Genomic DNA, 18,268 nt, shown 5'->3' on the forward strand with positions numbered 1-18,268 from the left:
GTATGCAGTGCCCGGAAGCCCTCTTGAACCATCATTTATCCTGAAAGTACAATGCTGACCGATGTTGCCGTGAACCTTCTGCAGGCTTACCGGAGTGGACTGGCTTCCTATGATGAAGTCCTGGATATGCATGGACGTGTGAAGCCGCACTGGAATGCACTTTTTTCATCATTGGAAAAACTGGGCATCCATGAGCTGAAAAGCAGGAATCAGGAGATTATCAGCAAGCTGCGGGAAAACGGTGTTACCTATAATGTGTACGGCACGCCTGACGGCATGAACCGCCCCTGGCAGCTAGACCCTATTCCTTTTCTCATTGAACAGAAAGAATGGAACGGGATCGCCAAAGGCCTGCAGCAAAGGGCCGGGCTGCTCAACCTGATCATGAAAGACCTTTACGGTCCCAGAAAGCTGGTCAGGGATGGCATTATCCCTGCAGAGCTGGTGTACGATAATACAGGGTTTTTCAGGAGCTGTGCCGATGTACGCCTACCCGGCGAGCAGCTGGCGCTTTTTGCAGCGGATATGGCCCGCGGTCCCGACGGGCAGATGTGGATTGTTGATAACCGTACCCAGGCACCTTCGGGATCGGGGTATACCCTTGAAAATCGGATCGTGATGAGCAAGCTGCTGCCTGAGCTGGCGGATGGGATGTATGTGAGCAAACTTTCACCTTTTTTCAACAGCCTGCAGAACAAGGTTTCCGTGTTGTCGAATAAAAGTAAGGATGCTCCCAATATCGTATATCTCACTCCCGGCCCGAACAATGAAGCCTATTTTGAACATGCTTACCTGGCTTCGTACCTGGGCTACACGCTTGCACAGGGAGAGGATCTGCTTGTCAGGGATGGTTGTGTGTGGCTGAAATCCATTGATGGTTTACAAAAAGTAGATGTGATCGTACGCCGGATCGACGACGACTGGTGTGATCCGCTGGAACTCCGGGAAGATTCACGACTGGGCGTACCCGGACTTTTACAGGCGATCCGGATGGGTAATGTGCATGTACTGAATCCTCCGGGATCCAGCGCATTGGAGAACCATGCATTTCTGGCATTCATGGAAAACATCTGCCAGTATTTTCTGAAGGAAAAACTACTGATGCCCTCCGTGGCAACCTGGTGGTGCGGACATACCAAGGAGCTCAGCTATGTGCTGGACCACCTGGATGAGCTCATCATCAAAAAAGCCAACCGTAAGACCCGGTACCGCTCGCGGTATGGCCGGCAGCTGAGCGCTGCCGAAAAAGATGAGCTGCGGCGCGAGATACTGGCGAGGCCGCGGGAGTTTATAGCGCAACAGGAAGTAAGCCTCTCTACCACCCCCTCACTGATCGACGGGCACATTGAACCCCGCTATGCCGTGCTCAGGGCATTTCTGGTAGCCGATGAAAACGGGTACCATGTAATGCAGGGCGGATTGACGAGGAGCTCGGCGGTAAAAGACCGTTTTGTGGTGTCCAATCAGTATGGAGGATTGTCCAAGGATACCTGGATTGTGTCGGACAAGACGCAGGGAATGCAGGAAAAGATCGTTCTGGCTGCTCCGCCGCCTGTCAACAAGCATATTTCGCTTCCAAGCCGGAGTGCCGAAAACCTCTTCTGGGTAGGCCGCTACTGTGAGCGTACCATGGCGGTGATCAAGTTTATGAACATTACCATTAACGTGCTCAACCTCGACCGCAACTTCGGGGGGTATGCACGGCAGGAGCATATTAAAATACTTTTACAATCACTGACCCATCTTTCAGCTGCCTACCCGGGCTTTCTGGATGAGCAGGAGCAACTATGGGCTGACCCTTACAGGGAAATTATTGATCTTGTATCCAATACTTCCAGGCCCGGTACCATCGCATCCAATATCGGGTCGTTCCTGAATGCAGTGGGCGCAGTGCGCAATCAATGGGATCTGGAAGTGTGGCGTATCGTAGACCTGATTGACAAGGGATACCGTGAAATCCGCAATGCGCAGGCGCTGGTAAACAGCAACAATATTCAGCGGACACTCGACAGTTTGTACAACAACATGCTGACCTTCCTGGGCGTAATTACGGAAAGTATGCCGCGCGACAACAGCTTTCTGCTGCTCGACACGGGCAAGCTGATTGAGCGGATCATGTCGCGGGTAAGTGTCATACAGTCCAACTTTGGTACAAAAAATACGGAAAGTGTTGAAAGTGAACTCATAGAGGCTACATTGATCAACCACCACCTGCTCGTGAACTACCGGCAGATCTACAAGTCTCAGCTGAATGCAGAGGCAATGCTGGATATGATCCTGCTGGAAAGTTCGCTGCCTTTTTCATTGGTACATATGCTCGATGAGCTCGAACGCAATGTGGCCCGGCTGCCTGCCACCACGCGCGGCGAGCGGCTCAACGAGGCCCAGAAGCATGTATTGCAGGCTTCTACGCTGATCAAACTGGCCAATATTCAGGACCTGACCAGGCACAATGCACAAATGGAGCGGGAAAAGTTATTTAACCTGCTTTCCGAAGTAGCGGGGCTGATCTCGTCTGTGTCGGTTACATTGACCAATCTTTATTTTACCCACACCATGCCGCATTCGTTTTTTGAACCGGTGGATTACGAAAAAGATGAAATATAGGCTGCTCCATAAAACCGAATACAAGTATGCCGAGCCGGTGAACAATTACCAGAGCCTGCTTTGCATTACACCAAGGACTTTGCCCGGGCAGCTTTGCAGCAGTTTCAGCATGTCGGTTACGCCGGAGCCATCGCAGATTGTGGAGCGGACGGATTTTTATGGTAATACCGTGCATTACTTTTCACTGCACTCGCCCCACAAGAAGCTGACCGTACTGGCAGAAAGCATTGTAGAGCGGCTGGGCGAGGGTACCGGCTCCCTGTTCAGGCAGTCGCAGCTGACTTGCGCGGCAGCCAGGGAGCGTGTGGCGGCAGACCGGAGCTTACGCATTTCACTCATGGAGTACATGCTGCCCAGTCCGCTGGTCACGTGGAACGATGATATTGCCGGATTTGCCCGCGACTGTTTTGCAGAGCATACCCTGTTGTTTGATGCGGTACATGCATTATGCAGGAAAATTTATACCGAGTTTGCGTTTGTGCCTCACTTTACAACTGTGAACACGCCTGTGCGTGAGGTACTGGCCAGCAGGAAAGGGGTATGTCAGGACTTTTCACACCTTGCAATCGCGTGTATACGGAGCTGCGGCTTTGCGGCCCGGTATGTGAGCGGCTACCTCGAAACCCTGCCGCCCCCCGGCAAGGCCAAGTTGCAGGGGTCCGACGCCTCACATGCCTGGATATCAGTCTACATTCCCGATTATGGCTGGTGCGATTTTGATCCTACCAATAACATGGTGCCCGGTGAACGGCATATTGTCACTGCATGGGGCCGCGATTACAGCGATGTGCCTCCGCTGAAAGGCATAATTTTCAGTTACGGAAAGCATTCATTGTCGGTGGAAGTGGACGTGATACCACTTTCCTGACTTTATGAAGGTATCCTTTTCTTTTAGGGCAAAGGCTGCGGGAAAGATTTGAGAATTGACCTTGTTTCTCTAATTTTACCTCATCATATCAAATAAGTATACATAACCTCTTTTATGTAACCGCTAAGCCCCGAATCAACATCTACTGCCTGATTTCAGCTTTGGTTTCTGCAAAGAATTAATAATTATAAATCACGAATGAAAGAAATAGCATTCAGAGATGCCATTCGCGACGCTATGTCGGAAGAAATGCGCCTTGATAAGAGCATATTTTTGATGGGTGAAGAAGTTGCAGAGTACAACGGCGCGTACAAGGCCAGCCAGGGAATGCTGGATGAATTCGGTCCGGAGCGGGTCATTGACACGCCTATCGCTGAGCTTGGTTTTGCGGGTATCGCTGTCGGTGCAGCCGGAAACGGCCTTCGACCGATCGTGGAATTTATGACCTTTAACTTTTCACTGGTCGCGATTGACCAGATTATCAATAGTGCTGCCAAGATCCTGTCGATGTCGGGCGGGCAGTATGGCTGCCCCATCGTATTCCGCGGACCAACCGGAAACGCCGGCCAGCTGGGTGCGCAGCACTCTCAGAACTTTGAGAACTGGTTTGCCAACACACCCGGTCTGAAAGTAGTAGTGCCTTCCAATCCCTACGATGCCAAAGGCTTGCTGAAATCGTCTATCCGCGATAACAACCCGGTTATTTTCATGGAGTCGGAGGTCATGTACGGCGACAAGATGCAGGTTCCGGAAGAGGAATATCTGATCCCGCTGGGAAAAGCAGATATCAAGCGCCAGGGAAAGGATGTTACCATTGTTTCTTTTGGTAAAATGATCCCCCGGGTGGTGATGCCTGCAGTGTTGCAGCTGGAAAAAGAAGGCATTGACGTGGAGGTAGTTGACCTCCGCACTGTTCGTCCGATTGACTACGCGACGGTTGTTGAATCGGTAAAGAAAACCAACCGGTGCGTGATCGTGGAAGAAGCATGGCCACTGGCTTCAATCTCTACAGAAGTAACCTATCATGTTCAGCGTCATGCATTTGACTACCTGGATGCTCCCGTGATCCGGATCACAAACCGGGATGTTCCGCTGCCATATGCTCCCACACTGATCGAGGAAGTATTGCCAAGTGTAAAACGGGTGACCGAAGCTGTAAAATCGGTACTTTACAAATAACATGCATCATGCATACAATGAAGCCATTTCCCCTCCGGGATGTGGCTTTATTGTTTGTAAGCAGGTATCCGGGGCACTTTCCTGCGGGAAAGTCAGCGCTTAAATATATTGTTCAGAATAAGGTAAATAGTACTATTTTTGTATTTCAATTAGCTCCTTAACAGCTTCATAAAATTACCTAAGACTATGCAAGACGAACGGACCCGGTATTCCGAAGAGGAACTCAAGGAATTTGAAGAACTCATACGTGGAAAACTTGAAGCGACTATGAGTGAGCTTAATTATATCAAGGGTGGACTCAGCAAGAAGAATGATACAGGCACCGACATTACCGCAGGAGCCGCCAAGCTCGTGGAAGATGGTGCCGATGCAAGTGAGCGTGAAAATCTGAGCCAGCTGGCTGCAAGGTTGCAGAAATATTCAGTTCAGCTGGAAAATGCCCTGATCCGGATTAAAAACGGTACTTACGGCATTTGTATTGATACCGGTAAATTGATCCCCAAAGAGCGCCTGCGCATCGTACCGCATACCCAGCAGACCATTGAAGCGAAGCTGCGGAGAGCAAGCTGACCATTGATTTATTGCAATAAAGAAAGGCTATCCTGTACTGACAGGATAGCCTTTTTAGTAGAAACTCACCCAATCCTCTGTTTTAAAATGCATTTTAACTCTATCCGGCTCATGCTGGCACTTGCTGCCTGCTCTCTCCTGTTTTTTGGTTGTGGCAAAACCATTGATCCACGTGTTACCACCGGCGATATGTTTGTCACGGTTTACTCCTCCGACGGGTTCGGCGGCGCAGCCAAAAATGTAAACGTATTTACCAAGCCCCAAAGCATTCAGGGTGTTACTGACGAATTCGGAAGCGTGCTCCTGAAAGGAATTCAGCCGGGATCCTATGAGGTATTTGCCAATCAGTCGGGCGTAGGTTCCGGGAAGTCGGTGGGTACGGTTCGTAAAGATTCATTAACTAATGTGCTTGTTTACATTGTAAAAGGGGTCAGTACCGGCATAACACCCGAGATTAAGCTCGTACTTCCTGCATTGCCGGCTACTTTTGCAGAAGGGGAATCAATCCCTTTTTCTGCGGATGTGGAAGACCAGGACACATCGCCTGGTGATATTACCGTAAAATGGGAAAGCAGTATCGACGGTCTTTTCCATACGTCCTCTCCCGATCAGAATGGAAATGTTGCTTTTTCAAAAGCATTGTCAAAAGGACTTCACCTGATCACCGTCACCGCAACAGATAAGGATAAGTATACCGCTACAATTACCTTTCAACTGGCCACCAATGCTCCCAAAGCCGTAAAGCTGGTGAGTGCTGTGAAGCAGGGCGCCAATGTTGCCCTGACCTGGAACAAGTACACCGCTGCAGACTTCAAGACCTACGAAGTTTATCGCAGCGAAGAGCAGAACTCCAGTAATGTTACGCTGGTAGGTTCCGCAGCCAACAGCAACACGCTGACAATGACCGACTCCCTCGCACCTTTCCTGCCGCAGGCTTATTACTTTGTACGGGTAGTAACCACCGAGGGACTTTTCAGTAACAGTAATTCATTGAAAGTCGACAATCCGGCCGGCTCGGTGTTTTTCTTTACACCCTTTGATGTGGTGATGCACCCGACACGAAACAAGCTGTACATGGTCGACAACGGGGCCGGGAAACTCCGGCTGATTGATATTGACTCATTTACAGAAGTAGCGAGCACCAGTCTGCAGGGTACAGCAGGGAATATTGATGTGGCCGATAACAGCTTTGGAATGGAAGTATACGTACCCAGCAGCGACGGGTGGATATACATTTACGATGCTGAAAAACTGACCCTGAAAAAATCGATCAGTACGGGTCTTTCCACACCGTGCGTTGTTACCAATGGTCATGGATATATTGCTGCATCCGTCAGGCCGTCGCCCTGGTGGGAACAGCCGGTCCGGACTTATTCGAGGGCTACGGGTATCAATATTGACGGAAACGGCGATTTTGAGGGCGACAGGCTCCGGTTTGTTCCAGGGCAGGAAAAAATCATTTCAATATCTACATCCGTCAGTCCGATTGACATGGAATATTTTGAACTGACCAGTAAGGGAGCAATTTCGCTGCACATGGATGATACGCAGCACGGCAGTTATCCGCTGGATCCCAATATATTCAGGATCTCGCCAACCGGTGATTATGTGGTTACAGGCAGTGAAGGCGCAGTATACCTGGCTACCCGCTCCATGGAGTACAAGGGTCTGATACAAAGAGGAAGTCTGGCATTTTCCGACTTTGCTTTCAGTGAAGATGGTAAAACGATTTACGCTGCAACTCAAAACCGCAAATCAATTCAGATTGCGCGTTACCCGCAGCTGACCCGCGACAATGAAATTTTGCTGCGCGGTACGCCGAAGTTTATTTTTTACCGCAATGGAAACCTGATCTCTGTAAGTATGATAGAAGATCAGGTGAGCCGCTTTGGTATTGAGGTGGTCAAGGCCAAAAAATAATCTGCATAGCCCGGGCCGCTTTGATTATGCAGCCCGGGCTACTCATCATCTGTCCCCAAAACTTCCCTGAAAACCGACAACAAGCCTGTGGATGGTTCCTGGCCTTTGTTTTTGGTTTTAAAATATTCCTGGAACAACTTCTCCATACTAAGCGAGAGGTCAATGTCGCCCACTTCCTCAGCGAGCTCACTTTTTTTGATCCGTGGTATGATCTGTACAATGCCGGAGTGCGCTTCATTGAGCCGCTTCTTGTCGGCTGCTTCCAGGTAGTTGTCAGACACGATGGTCAGCTCTATCAGATCATCGCGATGCTCGCCGAGCCAGCTGATAGCTTCCTCAATGTCATCAAAGCTTTTTCGTCTCAGCTTTTTGCCTCTTTCAAGCAGCCTTGGCTGGTAGTTTATCAGCCTGCCGGCCTTAGCCTCCAGTATAACCACATACTTGTTCTGGTTGGCTTCGGAAAAACTATATGCAAGCGGACTGCTGGAATACACCGCCGGTGCCGGATTTTTGTCTACTACCTGGTATCGGTGCAAATGTCCGAGGGCAATGTAATGAACTGCTTTCGGGAAGTTCTCGGTAAAAACCGCCTGTGCTCCTCCTACATGGAGGATAGGGCGCTCGTCATCAGGCTCTTCGGGCATGGGGCCGCCATTTTTCATGACATACAAATGCGTAATGAGCATATTGAAACCCTGATCGTCCAGGTACAGGTCCGAGAGCTGCTGCCAGTGCTCCTGCAAATGCAGCCGTAAGGCTTCTTCTGAGTCTTCCATACCGAGAAATGCTTTCAGGCGCTGCTCGTTGGCATAAGGTGTATGCAGTATCCGGAGCGGTACAGGAGTGTTGGGGAGCTTTAATTCAATAAAACCTTTGGCCGAACGCAGTACCTCTACCTTTTCACGGGTACAAAACGGGATTATTTCTGCATTGGGAAAACCGACAAATATGATCCCGCACACACGTGCGAGCGCATCGGGTACCTGAATACGCTCGGGAGAATCATGGTTGCCCGCAATGGCGATAACCGCGCGGCTGCCGTTTGCAGAAAGCCGGTGCAGCGTGCTGTACAACAGTTCGGTAGCTTCGGACGAGGGATTGAAATTATCAAAAAGGTCACCCGCAATGACAACAGCATCTACTGCCTCCGATTCGGCAATCATACATATTTCATCCAGGACCAGCTTTTGTTCTTCAAGCCTTGAAAAGCTGTCGAGGCGCTTGCCAATGTGCCAGTCGGCCGTGTGAAGGATTTTCATTTCTATTATTTTAGCGAAAATAACATATCAAAAACTAACATTTGCCCTATCCAGCTCCATACCCAGCATTTCGTACCGTTTTGATGTCCGTGTGCATCAGCCTGGCAGGCATGCTGTTTTCGTGTCAGCCGGCTATTGACCGCCAGAATGCCGGAGTCGCCATTTCTTTTGACGATCAGTTTATCCATGAATGGCACAGCCTGCGTCCCTTGTTCCGGAAGTATGGAGCCCGGGCAACTTTCTTTGTGACCTGCGGGGATACGCTCACCCGGGAGCAGGTGATCAAGTTACAGGAGCTGGAAAATGATGGCCATGAAATAGGTTTTCACGGGTCAATTCATGGGAAATCTACGGAGCTGATCAATGCCCTGGGACCTGCTAAATATGCCGAGCAGGAGCTGTCGCCTGGTCTGGGTTACCTGGCAGCAGCAGGTTTTCATCCGCGCAGCTACGCACATCCCGGCGGCAACCACAATGCACAGGTCGACTCGGTACTGTTTTCAAAAGGTTTCAGCATACTGCGGGATGTGGCAGTTTCAAAGAGAAGGCTTTTTGGATTTCAGTGGTATGCAGTAGCGCCCCGGCTGATCAGAAGTATTTTTTACCATTTTGACCAACAAAAAGAAGTAAATGCATTGCTGATTGACACGGATCAGCAACTGTCCGGAGCGGAAATCGCTGAGGCGATACAAGCCGCCAGTGAAAATGGAGACGCGCTACTGCTTTTTGGCCACAAACCTTTACACAAAAAACCGCAGGCCGGCGAGTACGGTTTTGATGTAGCATTACTTGAAGCAATTTTGAAAGAAGCGGCAAGGCAGCAGGTGAAGTTTTACACCATGTCTGAACTGCCCGGAATCAGCAGGGAGGAGTAAGCTTACCTTCCGAATTTGCGGTCCTTGAATGCAAGCAGCGGTTTTTCCAGAAAAGCAAAGGAGAGCGATGCTACACCGACAGATCCCCCCAATGCAAGCAGATACAGCACAACCTGGTACTGTACAGTACTCCAATGCGGTGCCACCCGGCTCAGTATATTGATTACCAGAACAATGACTGCTACGTGGTAAATGTAAAGTCCATAGGAGATTTTTCCCAGGTGGTTCATGACCGGGTTTTCCAGGCTGATCACCGTAGCCGGGTTACAGGAGACATTGAGCACGAAGAATGCAAAAAACAAGGCATATACTTCCAGGAAGCCGGTAAAGTGTACGCCGGAAAAAAACAGCAAGGCTAATATCAGGTAGGTAGTCCATTGGACATCTTTCCTGAAAATAAAACTCAGAAAACGGTCCTTTTGTTTGAAAACGATCCACGCGCAAACTCCGCCGAGTGCCATTGTCTGGATCCTGAACTGGCCGATAAATGTTGTGATCATCGCATATTTTGCATCTTCTCCGGCATCGCTGTAATACAAACCCAAAAGAAGGAGCAAAGCTGTCACTGCAAGAAAGAAAACGAAGATCAGCAGCCTTTTGCGCGGGTATTTGATCAGCCAGGGCCACAGGTAATAAAATTGCTCTTCGACACCGATGGACCAGGTTTGGGCGCACCAGTAGGGAAGGTCGTACAGGACAAATGCATAGTTGGGCAAAACCAAAAAGAGTAATCCCAGTCGCTCGGCGGCATGCGTGTGCAGCTTCGGCGCTGTGCCGGGATAATGCATCAGGTCAAGATGCGGGAAAATAAAGAAGGAGAGGATAATGATTACAAAGTAAACAGGCCAGATCCTGAAAATACGTCTCAGGTAAAACTTGCCCGTATCCACATTACCAAACCGGGATTTTTCGTCGAGCAGCAGATAAGTAATGAGGAAGCCGCTTAAAACGAAGAACAATCCGACTCCCAGCCGGCCGGCATGCTGCACAATAGGCTGCTCGTACAGGTTGGTAATACCGAGTGCATGTTTGGCCTGTTCAAGATGGTGTACAACCACGAGTAATGCAGCAATGCAGCGTATTCCGTTGAGATTGGGGAAGTAACGTCTTTTTTCCACGCGTGCGTTTTGCTCAGTCAGGATTTAGTCAAACCACGACATCCATTTACCCTGAACTTTCATAACCTGCTCAATAAGGTCGCGGACCGCGCCGTGCCCGCCATTTTTTGGAGAAATATAATCTGCCAGCGCCAGGATTTCTTCGGAGGAGTCGGCCGGACAAGCTGCAAGGACGCCGGTGCGCATCACTTCATAGTCGGGCAGGTCGTCGCCCATGAAGACGATCTCATCCTCCGACAAATTCATTTTTTGCAGATATTCTTTGAAAACAGGGAGCTTTCCGTCCGGCGAGGTGCCGATAAAAATGTCTGTCACACCAAGGTATTCGAGCCTCTTGCGAACACCAAGCTGATTTTGAGCTGAAATAATAGCAACGCGGTATCCCAGTTTCACTGCGCGGTTAATGCCATAGCCGTCTTTCACATTAAATGTCCTGGGTTGCTCACCGGTTTCCAGTGCAATCACACTGCCGTCCGTCATCACCCCGTCAATGTCAAAAATGAAAGTAGTAATTCGTGCGAGGCGCTCGGTCAGCTCTGGGTTCATGCAGGATCATATTGGTGTACCGTGCAAATATAGGCGAACTTTTCCCTGCACAAATGGCGGTGCCTATTTTGCAATGTAGAAGTCCCTGATTTTGTCGGTCAGGACCCGGTAAATTTCTATCCAGTCTTGATTGGTTTCCTGCAGGTATTCGAGGTGGCGGGATGTTGTTTTCCAATCACCGCGGCGTGCCGGCCCGGTCTGGCCGGGAGCCGGGTCGACAGCCAGCAGTACTTTGTTGACGGTAGTCCGGATCAATGGTTTGAGGAGTTCAAAGCTGATCTGCTCGCGTTCGAGGAGGTTATGCGAAACAGTAAACAGGTAGTTGGTAAAGTTGCTCGCAAAAACGGCTCCTACATGCAGGATAAAACGCTCATCAGAGTCCATGCGCGTCACGGAATCACTGATGCTTTCTGCCAGCTTTATGAGCCGGCTTTCTATCAGCTCATTCCGGGATTCAATGCAGAAGGGAATTTCCCTGTAGTACATCTCTACTCCCTTTGTGAATGTTTGTAAGGGATAAAATACGCCGGTATGCACATACACGTCACTATATACCTCAACCAGCTTCTGAAATTCGGCCAGGGAGCGGGTACCCGAGGTGTGCGCCAGGATGGCATTCTCGGGAAGTACGATCTGCTCGATGACATGCTCGATCGCGTCGTCGGATACAGCGATGATGATCAGCTCGGCCTCACTTTCTGAAAAGTTGAGGTCCGGCTGGACGTTGGTATCATACAGGCTGGAAGCAAGCAGCCGGGCATGATCGGGATTGCGGCTATATACTTCGCAAATCCAGTGCCCCGCATTTTCGAAGGCCTGTGCCAGATGCCAGGCTACGTTTCCGGCGCCTATGAAGGAGATTTTCATGCAGCAGAATAGATGGTTGGATCAAGATATCGGGATAAAACGGGCTTCGCAAATGTGCCTGACCTAAAAAGGGCCTTGTAGCTTCCTTTCGTACGAATTTCCGGACTTACTTGTAATTCAATTTGTTAAACTCTATATTTGCACTCCCATTTTCCAATGGACTGTCTTGTTGCAGTGTAAAATATTGAAAATCAATCAAATTTTTTGTTAATCGTGGATACGTTAAGCTACAAAACCATCTCGGCGAACAAAAACACAGTGAACAAGGAGTGGATAGTTGTGGATGCTAAAGATGCAGTTCTTGGCCGTTTGGCCAGTGAAATTGCGAAAATCATCAGAGGCAAACACAAGCCAAGTTACACTCCGCATGTTGACTGTGGTGATAACGTTATCGTTATCAACGCCGATAAAATCAAGTTGACAGGTAAAAAACTGACGGACAAGATCTATGTACGTCACACAGGTTACCCGGGAGGTCAGCGTTTTCAGACTCCCCGTGAGTTGCTCGAAAAGCATCCTGAGCGTGTGATCGAGAAAGCCGTACGCGGCATGCTTCCAAAGAACCGTTTGGGACGTCGTTTATTTACAAACCTGTTTGTTTACGCTGCCGCAGAACACCCGCACAGCGCACAGCAACCAAAGCAAATCCAATTGTAATTCATGGAAGTGATCAACACAATAGGTAGAAGAAAAACAGCTGTGGCACGTATCTACATGGTGCCAGGCAAAGGAGATATCAAAGTAAACGGCCGCGATTACAAAGAGTATTTCCCATTTGAAGTACACCAGATTGTTCTTCAGCAGCCTTTCGCTACGATCAGCGGAGGTAATGGATACGACATTAAAGTAAACGTAAGAGGTGGTGGTATTTCAGGTCAGGCGGAAGCAATCCGTATGGCGGTTTCCCGTGCCCTGGTTGAATACAATGCTGAGTTCCGCGGACCATTGAAGAAAGAAGGATTCCTTACCCGCGACCCGCGTATGGTTGAGCGTAAGAAATACGGACGTGCTAAGGCCCGCCGCAGATTCCAGTTCTCGAAACGTTAATAGTAGGGGGTCATTTTTAGTCAAAAGAGTCAAGTGTAGTCAGGAGTGGTCATTTGTTGTTTTTTTAGTTTTAAACAACACTTGACAATACATGACAAAACCTGACAACAAATGACCAAAACTTGTCCAGACAGTACTTATCGTGCCCGATGTGCTGTGCTGCGTAAATGAAAAAACTATTCTAAAACAAAATTTGGCAATGGCACAAATAGAGTATAAAGAACTATTGGATGCAGGTGTGCATTTTGGCCACCTTACCCGTAAATGGGATCCGAAAATGGCTCCGTATATATTTATGGAGAAGAACGGTATCCACATCATTGACCTGAATAAAACTTTGAGCTGCCTTAATGATGCAGAAGCCGCATTGAAGCAGATCGTTCGTTCAGGACGTAAGATCATGTTTGTTGCTACCAAGAAACAAGCTCAGGAAATTGTAACCGAAGAGGCAAAACGTCTGAAGATGCCTTACGTTACTGATCGCTGGCTGGGTGGTATGCTTACAAACTTTGGCACGATTCGCAAGTCTTTGAAAAAAATGCAGACTCTCGAGAAGATGCTGAAAGACGAAACCACGGTTAGCAATATCGCGAAGAGAGAACGCCTGATGCTTACACGTGAAAAGGATAAACTGGAACGAGTACTGGGTGGTGTAGCGGACCTTACTCGCCTTCCGGCAGCCCTTTTCATCGTTGATGTGAAACGTGAACACATTGCAGTTGCAGAAGCAAAAAGATTGAACATCCCTATTTTTGCAATCTGCGATACCAACTCCAACCCTGAACTGGTTGATTTCCCGATCCCAAGCAATGACGATGCTTACAAAGCCATTTCATTGATTACCCTGGCGGTTGGTAAAGCGATCGAAGAAGGTCTGATGGAGCGTAAACAAGATAAAGACGATCAGCGTCTGGTTGAAGAAGAAGAGGCAAAACGCCAGGTTGACAAAGGCGGCGAAGAAGCTGCTGCTGCACCTCAGGCGGCTGCCAGCGTGGAAGTAGCTGAAAGTGATGAAGAGTAATCAGGGCGATAGGGAACTGGCGTAAAAACCGGTCCTGTTGGAACGATAAAGTAGCCCATAGCCAATTTGCTATGGGCTACAGTTTTTTTAGATCAGAGCGGACTAATTTGTTAACCATTTGATCATCATGGTTTAACAACAACATTCCAAATTCATTTATAAATAATTTCATTCAAATCATGGCAATTACTGCACAAGATGTAAACAAACTTCGTCAGATGACTGGCGCAGGCATGATGGACTGTAAAAAGGCACTTCAGGAAGCTGATGGTGACTTTGACAAAGCTGTCGATATTCTCCGTAAGCAAGGACAGAAAGTAGCAGCCAAACGTGCTGACAATGCAGTTTCCGAAGGTACTGTACTGATCAAAATCAGCGAAGACGGAACAAACGGCAAGCTTATTGCCCTGGCTTGTGAAACAGAGCCTGTATCCAATGTCGAGGATTTTAAAAATCTTGCACAAAGCATTCTTGACAAAGCTGTTTCGGATAACATCAGCGATAAGGAAGCATTGCTTTCAGCTACCTTGGCTGACGGGCGTCCTGTGTCCGAGCACATCGTTGACCTGGTTGGAAAGCTGGGCGAAAAGCTGGAAATCATTGCATATGAAAATGTTACAGCTGACAAGGTTGTTCCTTACATCCACTCCAATGGTAAACTGGGTGTGCTGGTAGCATTTGAAGGTGCAAACGACGCGGATGTAAGTGAACTGGGCAAAGATGTTGCCATGCAGATTGCAGCCATGAAGCCGATCGCACTTGACAAAGATGGTATTGATGCAGCTACTATCGAGCGTGAAATTGAAGTTGGAAAAGAGCAGGCACGTGCAGAAGGCAAGCCGGAAGCCATGCTTGAGAAAATCGCTCAGGGTAAACTTCAGAAGTTCTATAAAGACAATACGCTGCTGAACCAGGAGTTTGTAAAAGACGGATCACTTACAATCCGCCAGTTGCTGGAGAAAACAGCTAAGGGTTTAAATGTCAAGACCTTTAAGCGTATCGCTATCGGAGGATAAGTTTTTAAAATAAAATAATAACGACAAACGCCTGGTATATACTTGTATACCAGGCGTTGTTTTTTAATATTTACGGAATAAGTAAGACGAAAACTACACACGCTTACCGAAAACGCATGATTGAACCTTCTACCCACACCACACGTCGTACACTGTCTGACGAAGAGCTGATCAGACTTTTTCTTACCTCCCGCGACAATGCTCATTTCGAGCGGCTTTACAAACGCTATGTTGTAAAGGTGCACCAAAAATGCCTGACTTTGATCAAGGATCCGGTGCTGGCGCAGGATCTCACCCAGGAGGTTTTTTATAAGCTTCACCAAAAGCTGGACACCTTCAGGCAAAGTGCGCGGTTCTCTACCTGGCTTTATTCCATTACTTACAACATGTGCATGGATCAGGTACGTATTTCGGGCAGAAACATCATTAATCTCCATGGCGACATGACGGAGTTTGAGGATGCGTCAGAGGACCTGATGCTGGATGAAGGAGAGCTGAGTATCGACATGCTGAGAAGTGCGCTTACCAAGCTCAAACTCGACGAAAGGGCCATGCTTTACATGAAATACCTCGACAACAAAAGCATCCGGGATATTGCGCAGATCTTTGAGATCAATGAAAGTGCAGTGAAAATGCGCCTGATGAGATGCCGTGAGAAGCTCAGGAAAAAGTACTTTCAATCCCTTCATTTTAATTAAGAATCCTTTTTCGGATTGATGGAAATTGCGTTAATTAACAGCGCAAAGCCATTTTTTTACAGCATTATGTCTCCTCAGATTGTTCATTCGGAAGGAGGCAGGCCATGCTTGTAAAGTTTACAAAATCCATTGAGAATGAATTTACAATTGAAGCCGGTCCTTCTGGCTTGCGCTATTTTTATGTCCGCCGCGCTGGCAGGACACGCGCAGAACACCGTTGACCTTACCAATGCCATCAATGCTGCAAGATTCAAGGCTGCCAAAGATACCGTCTGGAAAAAAATGGAATTTGGAGCAAATCTTAATCAGGGATCATTCAGCTCAAACTGGACAGGCGGCGGTGTTAATTCCGTAGCTGTTGGCTTGATGTTCAATGCATTAAGTGAAAGGAAGCAAGGTAAAAATGCCTGGCGAAATGATTTTCAGTCGCAATACGGGGTAGTACGCAACAAGGGCCAGCAAAGCCGCAAAAACCTGGATCGCATTTTCTTTGATACCAAATACAATCGCGAGCTATCTCATAAATGGAGCCTGTTTGCCAACCTGAACCTGCTGTCGCAATTTGCCCCGGGTTACGACTACCAAACAATCGGTGATTCTATCAGTATCAAAAGGAAGGTGTCGGGTCTGTTTTCACCGGCTTACCTCACAGAGGCGGTCGGTATCGAGTTTCGTCCGGTTCCGTACTTCTTTCTTGATTTCGCGCCTGGTGCATTGCGCCAGACAATCGTAGCCGACAAGGATCTTTATGTAAATACACCCGATCAGAAGAATTATGGCGTGCCTATCGGCAAGACTGTGCGTACCGAAGCGGCATTAATTCAGCTTGTAGCTAATTTTGACAAGGATATTGCAAAGAATGTGAATCTGAAATTCCGGTACCTGATGTATTCAAGCTTCCGCGATCCATTAAATGCCGATCAGCGGCTGGATGCCATGCTGACTGCAAAGATCAATAAGTACGTCAATGTCAATCTGGGTGCAATACTGGTTTATGATGAGGACCAGAGTGACAGAATACAGTTTGCCCAGGCACTAAGCATAGGGTTTCTTTATTCCTTCTGATTTCCAATTAATTTTAGCTTACCTGCATTCAGGAACTTCAAACGTTTAGTCCCAAGGGAATGTAGCTGGTCTGATGGGCAGAAGTAATTGGTGCTGTTTTTAAAAAGATCATCCTACCGTAGACCAGGTTTAAAGAAGATTATAAGAAAGAGGCTGCCCGGCAGCCTCTTTTTATTTGGCCGGACCTACCGCAGGGTAACTTTTTTTACGGAAAACGCATACCTTCGTATTGTTTCGGGCATATCAACTTTAACCATTATTCGGTGCAAAATAAGGTTACAATTCTTGGTGGAGGTGAAAGCGGAGTAGGAGCAGCTATTTTGGCTGCTGCGCAGGGTTTTGAGGTTTTCTTGTCAGACTCCGGGCCGATCAGCGATAAGTACCTAGCGATATTGGACGAGCGGGAAATCTTTTTCGAGCAGGGCGGACATTCACCGGCAAGAATACTTGAAAGTGACCTTGTTATCAAAAGTCCGGGTATTCCCGACAGTGTACCCCTGGTTCGGGCACTGCTGGATAAAGGTACTCCGGTAATATCAGAAATAGAATTTGCATCAAGGTACACCAATGCCAGGCTGATTGCCATCACCGGAAGCAATGGAAAAACTACCACTACTTTACTGACTTACCATTTGCTGAAAACTGCCGGGTTGCAGGTAGGATTGGCGGGAAATGTCGGGGACAGCTTTGCCTGGCAGGTAGCTGAGCAGCATTTTGACCACTACGTGCTGGAAGTCAGCAGCTTTCAGCTGGACAATATTGACAAGTTCAGGCCTTATATCTCCATTCTGTTGAACATTACGCCCGATCACCTGGATCGTTACGGCTACGAATTCCAGAACTATGTGGATTCCAAATTCAACATCATACGCAACCAGACTCCGGACGATTTCCTCATTTACTTTGACGGAAGCGACGTCATAAAAAAAGAGCTGGAAAAAAGGGCTGTCCAGCCCGAGCCGGTAGCTATATCCATTGAGCATGAGGTGCAGGCGGGATCTTATCTTTCCGGCAACACACTGATCAGTCAGATACAGGGAAGAAAATTTGAACAATCATTTTCAGAACTACCGGTCAAAGGTCCGCATAATGCGATCAATGCACTGGCTGCCATCTCCGCTGCCATGCTGGTAGGTATTGAAGAAAATGTGATACAGGAAGGAATGAAATCCTTCAAAAATGCTCCGCACCGGCTGGAAGAAGTAGCTGTAAGTGCTGGTGTCACATACATTAACGATTCGAAAGCGACGAACGTCGATTCCGTATATTATGCATTGGGAAGTTTTGACAAGCCGGTGATCCTGATTGCAGGAGGAGTGGATAAAGGGAACGACTATGACCAGATCAGGGATATGGTGCAGGATAAAGTGAAAGGGCTTATCATTCTGGGTAAAAAAATTGACAAGCTGCGGGATTACTTTTCAGGAATAGTTTCTGAAATTTATCCTACACAGGACATACAGGATGCGGTACGCAAGGCCAGAGAATGGAGCAATCCCGGTGATATCGTGCTGCTTTCGCCCGCCTGTGCCAGTTTTGATCTTTTTAAGAATTATGAAGACCGGGGTGATCAGTTTAAGGCTGCTGTCCGGAGTATGATCGGGGAATAAGG

17 protein-coding genes are annotated in these 18,268 nt (G+C 48.1%); 13 read left to right on the forward strand and 4 right to left on the reverse strand.

Features of this window, described 5'->3' with window-relative positions; translation table 11 throughout:
• Positions 1–51: 51 nt before the first annotated feature.
• From HWI92_RS20425 to HWI92_RS20445, 5 genes are all read left to right on the forward strand, one after another.
• Positions 52–2,607, forward strand: a complete 2,556-nt coding sequence (locus HWI92_RS20425; RefSeq protein WP_204658723.1) for a circularly permuted type 2 ATP-grasp protein — start codon at positions 52–54, stop codon at positions 2,605–2,607.
• A complete protein-coding gene (locus HWI92_RS20430) occupies positions 2,597–3,475 on the forward strand; it encodes a transglutaminase family protein (RefSeq protein ID WP_204658725.1) in 879 nt (292 codons plus the stop codon). The genes HWI92_RS20425 and HWI92_RS20430 overlap by 11 nt, the downstream gene beginning before the upstream one ends.
• Positions 3,476–3,673: 198 nt before the next feature.
• Positions 3,674–4,654, forward strand: a complete 981-nt coding sequence (locus HWI92_RS20435; RefSeq protein WP_204658727.1) for a pyruvate dehydrogenase complex E1 component subunit beta — start codon at positions 3,674–3,676, stop codon at positions 4,652–4,654.
• Positions 4,655–4,840: 186 nt separating this feature from the next.
• A complete protein-coding gene (locus tag HWI92_RS20440; protein WP_204658729.1) occupies positions 4,841–5,224 on the forward strand; it encodes a TraR/DksA family transcriptional regulator in 384 nt (127 codons plus the stop codon).
• Positions 5,225–5,311: 87 nt separating this feature from the next.
• On the forward strand, positions 5,312–7,144 hold the full coding sequence (locus HWI92_RS20445) for a cytochrome D1 domain-containing protein (RefSeq protein WP_204658731.1): 1,833 nt from the start codon (positions 5,312–5,314) through the stop codon (positions 7,142–7,144).
• Between the two features lie 38 nt (positions 7,145–7,182).
• Here HWI92_RS20445 and HWI92_RS20450 read toward each other — a convergent pair whose 3' ends face one another.
• Positions 7,183–8,403 carry a metallophosphoesterase family protein gene (locus HWI92_RS20450; protein WP_204658733.1) on the reverse strand — a complete coding sequence of 407 codons (1,221 nt, stop codon included), beginning with the start codon at positions 8,401–8,403 and terminating at the stop codon, positions 7,183–7,185.
• A gap of 83 nt (positions 8,404–8,486) precedes the next feature.
• On the opposite strand from HWI92_RS20450, the gene HWI92_RS20455 reads away from it, so the two are divergent.
• Positions 8,487–9,278: a polysaccharide deacetylase family protein gene (locus HWI92_RS20455; protein ID WP_204658735.1), complete on the forward strand. Its 792-nt coding sequence runs from the start codon at positions 8,487–8,489 to the stop codon at positions 9,276–9,278.
• 2 nt (positions 9,279–9,280) lie between these two features.
• On the opposite strand, the gene HWI92_RS20460 is transcribed toward HWI92_RS20455, so the two are convergent.
• From HWI92_RS20460 to HWI92_RS20470, 3 genes are all read right to left on the reverse strand, one after another.
• Entirely contained in the window at positions 9,281–10,396 is a 1,116-nt protein-coding gene (locus tag HWI92_RS20460) for an acyltransferase family protein (protein WP_204658737.1), read from the reverse strand.
• Positions 10,397–10,420: 24 nt separating this feature from the next.
• Positions 10,421–10,942: a KdsC family phosphatase gene (locus HWI92_RS20465; RefSeq protein ID WP_204658739.1), complete on the reverse strand. Its 522-nt coding sequence runs from the start codon at positions 10,940–10,942 to the stop codon at positions 10,421–10,423.
• A 63-nt stretch (positions 10,943–11,005) separates the two neighbouring features.
• On the reverse strand, positions 11,006–11,809 hold the full coding sequence (locus tag HWI92_RS20470) for a Rossmann-like and DUF2520 domain-containing protein (protein WP_204658741.1): 804 nt from the start codon (positions 11,807–11,809) through the stop codon (positions 11,006–11,008).
• Between the two features lie 213 nt (positions 11,810–12,022).
• On the opposite strand from HWI92_RS20470, the gene rplM reads away from it, so the two are divergent.
• From rplM to murD, 7 genes are all read left to right on the forward strand, one after another.
• Positions 12,023–12,466, forward strand: a complete 444-nt coding sequence (rplM, locus tag HWI92_RS20475) for a 50S ribosomal protein L13 (protein WP_204658743.1) — start codon at positions 12,023–12,025, stop codon at positions 12,464–12,466.
• Positions 12,467–12,469: 3 nt separating this feature from the next.
• Entirely contained in the window at positions 12,470–12,856 is a 387-nt protein-coding gene (rpsI, locus tag HWI92_RS20480; protein ID WP_204658745.1) for a 30S ribosomal protein S9, read from the forward strand.
• 199 nt (positions 12,857–13,055) lie between these two features.
• On the forward strand, positions 13,056–13,877 hold the full coding sequence (gene rpsB / locus HWI92_RS20485; RefSeq protein ID WP_204658747.1) for a 30S ribosomal protein S2: 822 nt from the start codon (positions 13,056–13,058) through the stop codon (positions 13,875–13,877).
• Between the two features lie 179 nt (positions 13,878–14,056).
• Positions 14,057–14,893: a translation elongation factor Ts gene (gene tsf, locus HWI92_RS20490; RefSeq protein WP_204658749.1), complete on the forward strand. Its 837-nt coding sequence runs from the start codon at positions 14,057–14,059 to the stop codon at positions 14,891–14,893.
• A 116-nt stretch (positions 14,894–15,009) separates the two neighbouring features.
• Positions 15,010–15,591, forward strand: a complete 582-nt coding sequence (locus HWI92_RS20495; protein ID WP_204658751.1) for an RNA polymerase sigma factor — start codon at positions 15,010–15,012, stop codon at positions 15,589–15,591.
• A gap of 135 nt (positions 15,592–15,726) precedes the next feature.
• Positions 15,727–16,656 (forward strand): DUF3078 domain-containing protein, encoded by a 930-nt coding sequence (locus HWI92_RS20500; RefSeq protein WP_204658753.1) that lies wholly within the window; start codon positions 15,727–15,729, stop codon positions 16,654–16,656.
• A 263-nt stretch (positions 16,657–16,919) separates the two neighbouring features.
• A complete protein-coding gene (gene murD, locus HWI92_RS20505) occupies positions 16,920–18,266 on the forward strand; it encodes a UDP-N-acetylmuramoyl-L-alanine--D-glutamate ligase (RefSeq protein WP_229248393.1) in 1,347 nt (448 codons plus the stop codon).
• Positions 18,267–18,268 lie beyond the last annotated feature (2 nt).

The sequence above is a fragment of the Dyadobacter sandarakinus genome (genome assembly GCF_016894445.1).
Classification (GTDB): Bacteria; Bacteroidota; Bacteroidia; order Cytophagales; family Spirosomataceae; genus Dyadobacter; species Dyadobacter sandarakinus.